At 39.9% G+C, this 13,490-nt stretch carries 7 protein-coding genes and 1 tRNA gene; 7 read left to right on the forward strand and 1 reads right to left on the reverse strand.

Features of this window, described 5'->3' with window-relative positions:
- Positions 1-346 precede the first annotated feature (346 nt).
- Entirely contained in the window at positions 347-1,741 is a 1,395-nt protein-coding gene (gene hflX, locus FJ218_08660; protein ID MBM4166969.1) for a GTPase HflX, read from the reverse strand.
- Between the two features lie 53 nt (positions 1,742-1,794).
- Here hflX and secA point away from each other — a divergent pair, with 53 nt between their 5' ends.
- The 7 genes from secA to asnS form a co-directional block, all read left to right on the forward strand.
- On the forward strand, positions 1,795-4,890 hold the full coding sequence (gene secA / locus FJ218_08665; GenBank protein MBM4166970.1) for a preprotein translocase subunit SecA: 3,096 nt from the start codon (positions 1,795-1,797) through the stop codon (positions 4,888-4,890).
- Between the two features lie 203 nt (positions 4,891-5,093).
- On the forward strand, positions 5,094-6,251 hold the full coding sequence (locus tag FJ218_08670; GenBank protein ID MBM4166971.1) for a pyridoxal phosphate-dependent aminotransferase: 1,158 nt from the start codon (positions 5,094-5,096) through the stop codon (positions 6,249-6,251).
- Positions 6,252-6,338: 87 nt separating this feature from the next.
- On the forward strand, positions 6,339-8,045 hold the full coding sequence (locus FJ218_08675; protein MBM4166972.1) for an amino acid permease: 1,707 nt from the start codon (positions 6,339-6,341) through the stop codon (positions 8,043-8,045).
- Between the two features lie 6 nt (positions 8,046-8,051).
- Complete coding sequence (locus FJ218_08680) at positions 8,052-10,112, forward strand: hypothetical protein (protein ID MBM4166973.1); 2,061 nt, start codon at positions 8,052-8,054, stop codon at positions 10,110-10,112.
- Positions 10,109-11,260 carry a hypothetical protein gene (locus tag FJ218_08685; GenBank protein MBM4166974.1) on the forward strand — a complete coding sequence of 384 codons (1,152 nt, stop codon included), beginning with the start codon at positions 10,109-10,111 and terminating at the stop codon, positions 11,258-11,260. Before FJ218_08680 ends, FJ218_08685 begins: the two co-directional genes overlap by 4 nt.
- Positions 11,261-12,053: 793 nt before the next feature.
- A tRNA-Phe gene (locus FJ218_08690) sits at positions 12,054-12,126 on the forward strand.
- Between the two features lie 164 nt (positions 12,127-12,290).
- Positions 12,291-13,490 (forward strand): asparagine--tRNA ligase (asnS, locus tag FJ218_08695; GenBank protein ID MBM4166975.1); only part of this gene is annotated, 1,200 nt, incomplete at its 3' end.

A 13,490-nucleotide genomic window follows, 5' to 3' on the forward strand; every position in this document is an offset into this window, starting at 1 on the left:
TTTATAAACTACATCGTTTTGGATGTAACAAAGTTGAGAAAGAAACAAAGCCAACTAAGCCGAAATCTCATTTGTGGGAAACACAAGCAACAAGAAATCAGTTGTTGTTTGTGAACAAAAAGTTTATCCAAAATGAATTTTGGAAAATTTTTGAGGAAGAATTAATACGAACGCTTCGAGAGAAAAATTATAGAGATGGTTGGGATAAATTGCGGCATCAATTTGATTCGTACAAAGAGTTTGCAGAATTTGTAGATGAAACTCAGCGTGCATTGTAGCATTATAGAATTCGTACATTATTCAAAAGCGATTTTAGAAATGGAATCGCTTTTTGTGTAATTCGCGGCTAATACACTTGCGCTACTTTTCTTTTCAGCAATTTCTCCACTTGTTCCGCAACTTTTTTCTGAATACGAACTTTCACGATAACGTCGTTATCAACATAATTTTTAGAAACAATTTCAGCGACTTCGTGAAGTTGAGCGAGTAAGCGATTGTTCGATTGTGGAATTGTCAGCGTTTCTTCAATCCAATTCGTTTGTAATTTTTCTGCAATCGTTTCTTTCAGTGTTTCAATGTTTATTCCTCGTTGAGCAGAAATAAAAATTGCATTGCTGTATGTGTTTTTTAGATCGTGGATTTGTTCTCGCTCTTGTATTTTATCAATCTTATTGAATACGAGAAGCGTTGGAATTTCTAATGCACTTGCCCGTTGTGGCGGGTTCAATTCTGCTAATGTTGAATTTACAACTTCGATATGATTTGTAAAATTCGGATAACTCACATCAACAACGTGCAATAATAAATCCGCTTCGAGAACTTCGGCAAGCGTACTCTTGAAACTCGCAATCAAATTCGGCGGAAGTTTGCGAATAAATCCAACTGTGTCGGAAAGTAAAATTTTTAAAGTAGGAGTGAGTTCAATTTGACGAACGGTTGTATCGAGTGTTGCAAACAATAAATTTTCTACAAACACTTCCGCGTTTGTGAGTGTGTTCATCAACGTTGATTTTCCTGCATTTGTATAACCGACAAGTGAAACACGAAACAATTTTTTTCTTTTTTTTCGCTGTTCGAATCGTTCTGTTTCGATGAGTTTCAGTTCATCTTTAAGTAATGAAATTCGCGTTTTAATCAATCGTCTATCGGTTTCAATTTGTGTTTCGCCGGGACCTCGAGCAAGTACACCGCCATATTGTTTTGATAAGTGTGTCCACATTCGTGTTAAACGAGGAAGCATATATTGGAGTTGAGCGAGTTTAACTTGTGTCATTGCTTCCTTCGATTTAGCGCGCGAAGCAAAAATGTCGAGAATAAGTCCGCTTCTGTCAATAATTTTTCGTTCGAGTTCCTTTTCTAAATTGCGAATTTGCGCGGGAGAAAGGTCGTCATCAAAAAGAATGGAAGTGATTTCATTTTCATCGCAGAATAATTTTATTTCTTCAATTTTCCCTTTGCCAATGTATGTTGCGGGGTGTTTACTTGGAAGAATTTGAAGAAATGTTTTGAGGATTTCTACGCGCGCTGTTTTTGCGAGGAAGAGAAGTTCGGCAAGAGAATCTTCCGCTGATTTGCGTTCTAAATTTGATGAAATAACAGTGACGACAATGCCTCGTTCAGTATCAGGTTTTTTAATGTGTAAAAGTTGCTTAGACAATAATGAAATTTGTTTTTTAAAATGGTGTTTGATAATTGTTTTTGGAAAGTTACCAATAAATCTCTGAAAGAGCAATTTTTCCACTCAGTCAGAATCTAACTATATTTGTCGTGTAATTTCATCAATGTATTATATCAATGCTTAAACTCCTCAGAAAAATATTTCCAAGTAAACACGAAAAAGATATTCAATCGCTTCAAGGAGCGGTCGAAGAAATAAACAAATGGTATGACGAATATCGCACACTTTCGGATGAACAATTGAAAGCAAAAACTGACGAATTTCGCGCTCGCATTAGAGAAGAATTGCAAGAAATAGAAAAGGAAATAGCCGAATTGAAATTGCAATTTTCAGATGATGCTTATCAAAATACTCACGAAGAACTTACTCTTCAACTTGAAGAAAAAGAAAAAGAATTGAATGAAACCACGAATGACGTTCTTGATGAACTTCTTCCCGAAGCGTTTGCGGTAGTGAAAGAAACGTGCCGTCGTTTAGTTGGACAACAATGGAAAGTAACCGAGCATACAATTCAGTGGGATATGATTCCGTTCGATGTTCAATTGATGGGAGGAATAGTATTACATCGGGGAAAAATTTCGGAGATGTCAACTGGTGAAGGGAAAACACTTGTAGCAACTATGCCGATGTATTTGAACGCACTTCCAGGTCGCGGATGTCATCTGGTAACAGTGAATGATTATCTTGCACGCCGCGATGCTGAATGGATGGGAAAAATTTTTGAATTTCTTGGATTAACTGTTGGAATAATCCAAACGGAAATGAATCCTTCACAGAGAAGAGTTGCATACAATTGTGACATCACATACGGAACGAACAACGAATTCGGGTTCGATTATTTGCGGGACAATATGGTCGTAAGTTCTGAAGATTTGGTGCAACGTCCTCATTATTATGCAATCGTGGATGAAGTGGATTCCGTTTTGATTGACGAAGCAAGAACGCCGTTGATAATCAGTGGTCCCGTGCAAGTTGATGACCACAAATTTTCGGAAATGCAACCGCAGGTGGAACGATTGGTGAACGCACAAATGAAACTTGTAACTTCCATTGTTGTTGAAGCCGAAAAAAACCTTGGAGAGAACGGAAGCGAGGATAAAAAACTTGAAGAGAAAAAAGTTGAACAAGCGGGAATATTTTTGTTGCGTTCTCAAAAAGGGTTACCAAAGCATAAGCGTCTACAAAAATTGCTGCAAGAGCCATCGAATAAAATTCTTTTACAAAAAACAGAAGTAGAATTTTTGCGAGACCAAGCAAAACGAATGCCTGAAATAATAGAAGAATTATATTATGCCGTTGATGAAAAAAATCATCAAATCAATTTGACGGAAAAGGGGAGAGAGTTTCTTGCAGGAAACTCCAACAAAGATTTGTTCTTGCTTCCTGATGTCGGCGCAGAAATCAGTGAAATAGAAAGTGATGAAGCGCTATCTTCCGAAGATAAATCAAAAAAGAGAGATGAACTCAATCAAATTTATGCCGACAGAAGCGATAGAATTCATACCGTTACGCAATTATTGAAAGCATATTCACTTTACGAAAAAGATGTAGAATATGTCGTCAGTGATGATGGAAAAGTAATGATAGTAGATGAATTTACTGGACGTTTACTTTCTGGACGAAGATATTCCGATGGTTTGCATCAAGCGATAGAAGCGAAAGAAAATGTTGCAGTCGAGCGCGATACGCAAACACTTGCTACCATTACGCTTCAGAATTATTTTCGTTTGTACAAAAAACTTGCAGGAATGACGGGAACAGCAGAAACAGAAGCGCCGGAATTTTTTGACATTTACAAACTTGACGTTGTTGTTATTCCAACAAATAAAAATTGTATTCGCAACGATGATGACGATATTATTTACAAAACAAAACGGGAAAAATACAATGCTGTTATTCAGGAAATAGAAGCAATGCGAAAAGTCAATCGTCCGGTACTTGTCGGAACTACCAGCGTAGAAGTTTCGGAAACATTGAGCAGAATGTTAAAACGAAGCGCGATTCCGCATAATGTTCTCAATGCAAAACAACATCAGAGAGAAGCGGAAATTGTTGCGAGCGCAGGAAATCCCGGAGTTATAACGATTGCAACGAATATGGCGGGACGCGGAACGGATATTAAACTTGGTCCCGGTGTTCGAGAAGCAGGAGGTTTGCACATTCTCGGAACGGAACGACACGAATCGCGTCGCATAGATAGACAGTTACGCGGTCGCGCAGGAAGACAAGGAGACCCGGGTTCATCGCGTTTCTATCTCTCGCTCGAAGACGATTTGATGCGGCTTTTCGGCAGCGAACGAATTGCTAACATTATGGAACGTTTGGGGTTGCAAGAAGGAGAACAAATTCAGCACCCGATGATAACGCGTTCGGTAAGCCGTGCTCAAAAACGAGTGGAAGAAAATAATTTCGGTATTCGTAAGAGATTGCTCGAATACGACAATGTTATGAATCAGCAACGCGAAATTATTTACAAACGAAGAAAACATGCATTGGTGGGAGAAGGGTTACGCGATGATATTTACGAGATGTTGATTGAGTTTGTTGAGAAAACGACGGACAAATATTACGGTGATGGCGACATTACGGGATTACAAAACGCATTCCGTAGTTCTTTACTTGTTGATGTTCCATTCACTGCGGATGAATTTCAAAAATTAGGCGCTGACGGTGTTGCGGAAAAAGTAGTGAATGCGGCAAAAGAATTTTATCGCCGAAAAGAAGAAAAAATAGGGAAGGAACAAATGCAATTGCTCGAAAAGTTTGTTGCGCTGCAAGTGATTGACGAAAAATGGAAAGAACATCTGCGCGAAATGGATGACTTAAAAGAAGGAATTCATTTGCGCGGATATGGTCAAAAAGATCCGTTGTTGGAATATAAAGGCGAAGCGTTTGGAATGTTTCAACAATTAAGTGAGATGATTGTGAACGATACGGTTACGCTTGTGTTTAAAGTATTTCCTACACAGCAACAAGAATTTCCCGTGCGTCGTCCGTTGCGTTCTGTTCGAAAAGAAGAAATGAGAACATCGCACGAAGAATCCACGGGGATGGGATTTCAAGGCGATAAGCAAGCAGTTCAAACAAGTGAGAAGCAACATTTACAACGAACTGGTAAACAAATGCCGATTCATGTTGGAGAGAAACTTGGACGCAACGACCCGTGTTATTGCGGAAGCGGAAAGAAGTATAAGAATTGTCATGGGAAGTAACTTGGAATTATTGAAATTTGTAGAAGGCTTTGCAAGACCAAAAGAAAATTGTTATTCAGGGAAGATTCGCTTCACTCACTGTAAACTCCGTGAGGAATCTATTCTGAAATTTTGCAGATGTTAGAAGATTTTTCGCGCTTCGCTCCTCGCAATAACAATCTAACTACCTTTTATAAAAAATTAATTACAATTCCAAGCGAAAAATGTTTTCCTTCCGTACCAACTGGAATTTTCATTCCAATGATTTAACGTTACTTCGAGAAAAAAAAATACGCGAAGGAATCCGTATTCTCGATTTAACGGAAACCAATCCCACCAAATGCAATTTCCATTTTCCTTTTGATGAAATTGTTTCTTCGTTCAACAATTATGAAAATATTTTTTACACGCCAAATCCAAAAGGAAGTTTGCAGGCGCGAGAAACAATTTGCCAATATTATTCCGAACGAAATATTTTTTTTTCTCCCGAGCAAATAATTCTTACATCGAGTTCGAGCGAAGCATATTCTCTATTGTTTCGTTTGTTGTGCAATGTTGATGATGAAATACTTGTACCAAAACCAAGTTATCCGTTGTTCGAGTATCTTGCGGAAATCAATGATGTTCGCATAAAACATTATCGTTTGGAATATGATGGAAGTTGGAATATTGATTTCCAAAGCATAGAGAAAAATCTTACCGAAAAAACGAAGGCAATTATTCTTGTCAATCCCAATAACCCAACCGGAAATTTTGCTGAACAAGAAGAGCAAGAAAAATTATTTCGGATTGCTAAGGAAAAGAATGTCGCAATAATCGAAGATGAAGTATTTTCTGATTTTAGATTGAAGAAAGCAAATCTCACATCTCACATCTCAAATCTGCATTTTAGATTGAATGGAATTTCTAAAATGCTTGCACTTCCGCAAATGAAACTCGGTTGGATTGTTGCAGAAGGAAACGAAGAGCAAAAACAAGAAGCACTTGCTCGTTTAGAAATTCTTGCTGACACGTTTCTTTCGGTCAATACGCCGATTCAAAATGCGTTACCGAAATTATTTTCACTACGAACTACCATTCAAAACGAAATTATTAGTCGAATCAAAGATAATTACGAATTTCTCAAACGCGCAACTCATATCTCATATCTCACATCACTAAACATTGAAGGCGGCTGGAGCGTTATTCTTCAGATTCCCGCAACAAAAACAGACGAGCAATGTGTGATAGAAATTTTAGAAAATGAAAATGTGTTTGTTCATCCCGGACATTTTTTCGATTTTGAAAAAGAAGGGTATTTTGTCCTCAGTCTTCTTACAGAACGTGAAACATTTTTCGCTGGAGTCGAAAAAATAGTGCATTTTTTTTCATCTCGCAGTTAACGAAGAAAGAAATTCTTTGTTAGCAGTACATTTCTTTCTATTTTAGTCCCCGCTTTTTTATATGTTACATAATCGAAAGATTCTTTAGTGCAAATATTAACCAGCAGACCTCGTGTTCTTGGATGGATTCGGAGTGCTGCTATTCTCGATGGCGATTGGGGAACAAGCATTGCATACGTTCTCGGAATAGCATTTTATCTATCCGGATACCAAAGCGGATGGTACTTGATGATGATGATGGGATTTACTGCTCTCATTGCTGTCAATTATATTACTATTTGCCGATTGTATCCAAATGGCGGCGGCGTCTATAGTTCAGTTGCTCATCGTTCGAAAACATTTGCGGCAGTTGGTGCGTTTCTTCTTGCCGCAGATTATACGGTTACTGCTTCTCTTTCTGTATTGGATGCGTGTCATTATTTGGGATTGCCGCAACCGGAAATTTTTGCCATCGTGATTATTCTCGGACTTGGATTATTGAATTGGCGAGGTCCCCGACACGCAGGTTCATTTGCCATTACGATTTCTATTATTACGTTTACAGCAATTTTTATCCTCGTAGGATTTTCTGCTACTACCGGATTCTCGCAAGCAAATTTCGAACCACTCCACGAAAGTCCATTGCACAGCTGGACTATTTTCGTTGGAATTATTCTCTCAATTTCCGGTATTGAAGCAATTTCGAATATGACAGGAGTAATGAAAAATCCTGCAAAAGATTCAAAATACGCTATACTTACCGTCCTTTCCAAGATTACGTTTGCTACTATTCTGCTTGCGTTAGCGATGCTTGCAATTCCGAATATCGAACGCACGGCGCATACGGAAGATATGATTCGCTTTCTTGGTGAATATTACGTTGGAAATTGGTTCGGTTATATTATCGGAATTGCACTTGCATTATTGCTATTTTCCGCTGGCAACACCGCCATCAACGCCCTCACATCGTTGCAATATATGATGGCAACGGATTTTGAATTACCGAAACCCTTAAAACGTCTCAATAAATATGGCGTTCCCGTTCTTCCGTTATTGATTTCTACCGGTATTCCGATTGTGTTGCTTATATTCATCAACGATATATTAACACTTGCTTCATTATACGCCATTGGAGTTGTTGGCGCTATCTTCATCAATGTCGCTTCAACAGGAACGGATAAATCGCTCGATGTGAAAAAATTCACCCGCGTGTATATGTTGGTTTCTGCTGTTCTACTCCTTTTCGTCGAACTCACTATCGCATACCAAAAACCGAAAGCACTCGCATTTGCAATTGTCATTCTTGGTATCGGAATGATTGCAAGAAAACTCACAAAAAAAGAAGCCCGCGAGCAAGTAATTCAAGCGGTGCAGGAATTTGGCTCACAAATAATGCCCAAAAGCGAACTCAATGTCGAATCGCGACTGATGGTTGCATTAGATGGAAAAAATGAACTCCTCCTGCGTTTTGTATGTCAAGAAGCGAAATTGAGAAAAGCATTCTTGTTTGTTCTCAACGTGAAACGCGTTGCTGTTTTCAATATGCCGGCAAGTCAAACAATGGAACATCTGCAAGATTTTTCGTGGGCAGAACACATTTGTGACGAATATAATGTTCCTTGCAAGATACTCATTATTGCAAGCAACGAAGTGGGAGGAACCATCATCGAACAAGCCGCAACCTTAGGGTGCGATATTGTGTATCTTGGCGCATCTCGAAAAAAACTTGTTGATAAAGCATTAAGCGGAGATGTGATTCGCATTACGTCCGATATTATGCCCGAAGAAATTCAACTCGTCTTCTTACGCGCATAACAACCAATGAATACGCGCGAACACTCTGCGAATGAGCACGTTCTCTCGTTGTTCGAATGGGGTATTTTCGCGCTTCTCGTCGCTGTATGTTTTGTTATTTCCGTTGATGTGTATGACAATACGATTCTCAAATCTACTGCTCTCGTAGTCTTCGGTGGATGGTTACTTTCGCTTTGGGTATCGCGCATTTGTTATCTGCGCACTCTTCGTATTCGCATTCTTCCATTCCATCTTCCCGTAGTCCTTTTCTTTCTCGCATCGCTGATTTCACTTCTTCGCGCTCATTATGTTGAATTGAGTTTTGTTTCACTCCTCAACCTGTTCTTCATTCTCTTTACGGCATTTCTCGTATCGCAACTCGTAACGAACAAAGCACAACAACAGCGCGCTTTCAACGTTCTCCTTCTTCTCGCCGTATCCAGTATTGTTGCAGCAGTCCTTGTCGAATGGTTTTCGGGAAAAGCGATTACGATTATCGCCGATTATTCACGTCAACTCATTGCTACCTTTGGCAACAGCGCCTATTTCGCAGGATTCTTGGTTCTTATCATTCCGTTTGTCTTGGGACAAATTTTTGCAGAGCATTCCTTTTCGAAGAAAAAATTTTCTCTCATTCTGCTATTTCTTTCACTCTTTGTCCTTCTCATCTTCACGAAAACGTTAAGCGCAATGATTGCAGTAGGATTCAGCATTGTGATGTTTTCTTTTCTTTCGCAATCGGAAAAAAAACGAAAGTGGAAAGTACTGCTGAGCGGCGTTCTTCTTGCAGGAATTATCGCCGCTCTCTTCTTTGATACGATTGCAGGAAGAGTTACAGCAATGTTTTCACCAACATCTTCGTTTATGCGAAGATTGGTATTTTACGAAGGCGCATGGAAATCTTTTCTGGCTTCGCCGTTCATTGGAAATGGTTTCGGTGCGTTCGAAGTATATTTTCCCAAGTTTCGTTCGAGCGAGTATTGGGTTTCGAAGAGCGAGGACGTCGTTGCCCATACACACAACGAGTTCCTCGAAATACTTTCCGAATCCGGTCTCTTGGGGTTTGCCGCTTTCTGCTTTATCATTGTTACCATTATTCGTTTCAGTAAAACAACGTTACCGTTGCTGAATACTTCCGAGCGCTCATCCTTTGCTGGATTACTCACCGGCATCGTTGCTTCGCTTGTTGATAATCTTGGAAATATGAGTCTCCGCGTTTTTCCCGTTGCACTCGTCTTCTGGATTATTCTTGCATTGCTCTGTTCCTTTCAATTCAATAACAAACGAAAACACATCACGGAAACCATTGTGCAATGGGAACTCCCGCAATTTTTTCAATATGTTGCTTTCGTTCCAATTGTTCTCTATGGAATTGCTCTGTATTATTTTCTGCCGCAAGAACTGCATCGCTTTCGCGCGGAACAATTCTTAGTAAAAGGATTCAAACACGACATTGCGAACAACGTTCCTTCTGCCTATCACGATTATTCCGCAGGACAAAAAGAATTCCCTTCACATTCCTTATTATTGTTCAATACTGCAGGAGTAGCGGCGCAAATGCAATACTACGACACTGCCTATGTGATAGTGCAACAACTTCTTCAACGATATCCGTTCTATCCCAAAGCCCACTTGATTCAGGGAATTGCGCTATACAATTTGCATCGTACAAACGAAGGGATTCAAGAACTACAAACCGAAATCGCATTGCGTTCACATCCGCAAACCATATTTCTCCTTGCACAAATGTTTCGGGAACAACACGATTCGCTCAACGAAGCGCAAACATTGCTCCAACTTACGCAACGAGCAATCTCGAACGGAAGCGTCGAAAATCTTGCAGCCGCCATTTCCCGTTTAACCGAACTTCCTATTTCTTCGATACTGTTCACTGTTCCCAGAAAACAACTGTATGAAGCATTTTCCTCCGACATTCCAACATTACAATCGTTAGCAAAACTTTCCGAACACATTGGCGATTTCTCCCTTGCTCTGCATTGCTACGAACGATTGCTCTCCAATGCTCCGAACGATGATATATTATTGAACAACGTGCGCTCATTACGCAAATGGAACAAAACGCAATGACCAATTTCTCCAGTACACAACGAATGGTATATGCGTTGTTGATAAGCATATCTCTTGTTCTTGCCCATACCACGTTCGCCCAAACCAATCCGCATTTCAACATCACACTCGATATGAATTTCACGTCTGCGGAACAAATGCTCGAACTCTTTGAACGCCGCATTGTAAACACCGAAACACTCGAATCGCTGCGCGGAAATAAAATTGCCATCGCTACTTCCGTAATGATTGAAAACAGTTGGGCATCGGGAATACGCCGCTTCCGCGAACATATCGCCTCAGTACAAAGCGGCATTATATTTGATGATGATACGTATCAACTGCAGTACGGTATGTCGCACAAAGATGAATTGAAAGAACTTCTCTCTGAATTACGACTACGAAACTTCAACCAAAAGGTTTCTGCTACGGTCGAACAGTTTTTTCCGTCGGACGCCAAGATAGATATTCGTATTCCAATGTACATTGTTGCATTCGGAACGGAAAAAGTTGATGCATTTGTTCGAAGAATAATTTGGGACAACGATACGCCGCGATTCGTTGGCAATACCGAAGGTGAATTAACCATCGTCGTCAATCTCGCAGGCGCAGTTTCTCTCGAAGAAAATCTCCATGCGCGATTTCTCGGGCTTCTTTCCACCGTTGCGCACGAAGTCTTCCACGTAGCATTCGGTTCTTATCAAGACCATTCCAAACGATGGAAACGTTTTCGAGAAACACATTCATCGCCAGTGTTTGAACTGCTCGAACTCGTGCAGAACGAAGGCATCGCATACTATTTTTCTCTTGAACAACGCGCGCGCGGTGAACTTCCCCGCGATTGGAATGAACGCACACGAAAAGCGTTCGATGATTTGAATGCCGCCGCCGATGAACTCCTTTCCAAAACCATCAATCCTTCGCGCGCGTATGACATCATCAGAAAAGCCAACACCAGCGGGTTTTGGAATAACTATGGTTCTATCTCCGGAATGGTGATGGCGCGCGCTATTGACAACATTCTCGGAAGAGATGCGCTGCAAAAAACCGTTGCCTTCGGTGTGCAAGACTTCTTTCAAAAATACGAACGGGCGAGAATGACAGATAAAAATTTACCCGCCGTTAGTACACTTCTTCTGAATACATTAGAAATACATAATCCCGAATAATCGATAGATAGCTTTTCAAAACGATTTTTATATTTTATATTTTACAATGTGAAATGCAAAATATAAAATATAAAATAGAAAAAACGCTCCCCAAAAGTGTTCGAAGGAAACTCCAAACATTCGCAACTTTCCGCGCGTCGAGGTCTGTTGCCATTTTTACCTGTGTCAAAGATTGTAATGCGGTTTTAATACTTATATGTTCAGATAACTTTCTTCACACTTCTTCAAACGAAGCCTGAATTTCTGCAACTTCTTCTCCCGTTAATCCGAATGTTGCGACAGACATTGTAAGTTTTATTGAGAAATCTTCATACAACGCTTGAAACTGTGTATCTCCTCCTGGAATATAATTCCGAGTCATAATAGGGCCTTTCTTTTTGTATATTTTTGGATGGATACGATATTTTTCTTTATTGCCATCCAAATTCAATAAAGAAAACATACACTTCTTGTTTTTGAGTAATTTTAGCAATATAGGATGTCCTCAACGTGTTCAAGGATGTCCTTGCTTGTCTTAAGAATGTCCTTAAAAGGTTTTGGAAGTCCTCACGACCGTAAACGGTCTTGCTGGCGAAAAAAGAATCATTAATGATTCTTTGGGTTCAATCCCGAAGCGAAGGGGTTGTTTTTTTTCTGCAAAACAGCCTCATGGGTTTTTCCTTCCGTTGTGGAATGTTCAAAATCCGCTGTGAATATTGAAAAACAATTGAAAAGAAAATATCTTATGTGGAAAAAATTTTTTCTGATAGGAAGAAGATTAGTATATTTTTGTTGCAATTCAACTGAATATGAAGGACAGGTAGCTCAGTCGGTAGAGCAACGGCCTGAAAAGCCGTGTGTCGGCAGTTCAATTCTGCCCCTGTCCACAGAGAAGAGTGATGTGAACGCATCACTCTTTTGCGTTTAAAAAACGAGGGGGGATGTTCGAGGTTCGTTGTTGACTTTCCTTCATACTTTTTCCTATATTTTCCACCGATTTTTTAACTATTTTCAGAATTCTGACTACTGAATTCTAATTACTTACTACTCTATGACCAAAACTTATATCTCTGATTTATCTAACCTTGTCGGCAAAGAAGTTGAATTGCAAGGATGGCTGTATAATAAACGTTCGAGTGGAAAAATTCGCTTTCTCATTTTGCGCGATGGAACGGGAATTTGCCAATGCGTACTGGTAAAAAACAATTTGAGCGAAGAAGTATTCAATACGTTTGATACGTTGACACAGGAATCGTCGTTCAAAGTAAAAGGTGTTGTGAAACAAAGTGACAAAGCACCCGGAGGATTTGAACTTGAACTTTCTGATTGTAAAATAATTTCCGTTGCTCAGGAATATCCGATTACTCCGAAAGAACACGGAGTTGAATTTCTCGCAGACAGAAGACATTTATGGGTTCGTTCAAGCAGACAACACGCAATACTTCGCATTCGCCACACTATTATTCACTCAATAAGAGAATACTTTGATTCGCACGGATTTATTTTATTCGACGCGCCGATTTTCACTCCCGCCGCTTGTGAAGGAACGTCAACACTTTTTGAAACGGAATATTTTGATTTGGGAAAAGCATATCTCACGCAATCGGGACAACTCTACGGAGAAGCAGGCGCGCTTGCATTTGGAAAAGTGTACGTGTTCGGTCCAACGTTTCGTGCGGAGAAATCAAAAACGCGCAGACATTTAACGGAATTTTGGATGGTCGAACCGGAAGTTGCGTTCAATGATTTGAATGACAATATGGATTTAGCGGAAGATTTTTTGGAGTTCATTGTGCAGTCTGTTTTGAAAAAGAATATGGAAGATTTGAAAACGATAGAACGCAATATTTCTAAACTGGAAAATATCAGAAAACCATTTCCGCGTGTTTCGTATGATGAAGCATGTGAAATTTTGAAGCGAAAAAATATTCCGTTTGAATATGGAAATGATTTTGGCGCGCCGGATGAAACTGCAATCTCCGAAGATTATGATAGACCAGTGATTGTTCATCGTTATCCATCGGCGGTGAAAGCATTTTATATGAAGCGCGACCCGAACGATATGACAAAAGCGCTGGCAATGGATATTCTCGCGCCGGAAGGTTACGGAGAAATTGTCGGCGGTAGTCAGCGCGAAGATGATTACGATGTATTGCTCGCGCGTATAAAAGAACACAATTTGCCGCAGGAAGCATTCGATTGGTATTTGGATTTGCGCCGTTATGGAAGCGTTCCTCACAGCGGTTTCGGT

The organism is Ignavibacteria bacterium (genome assembly GCA_016873775.1).
In the GTDB taxonomy this organism is placed as follows: Bacteria; Bacteroidota; Ignavibacteria; order UBA10030; family F1-140-MAGs086; genus JAGXRH01.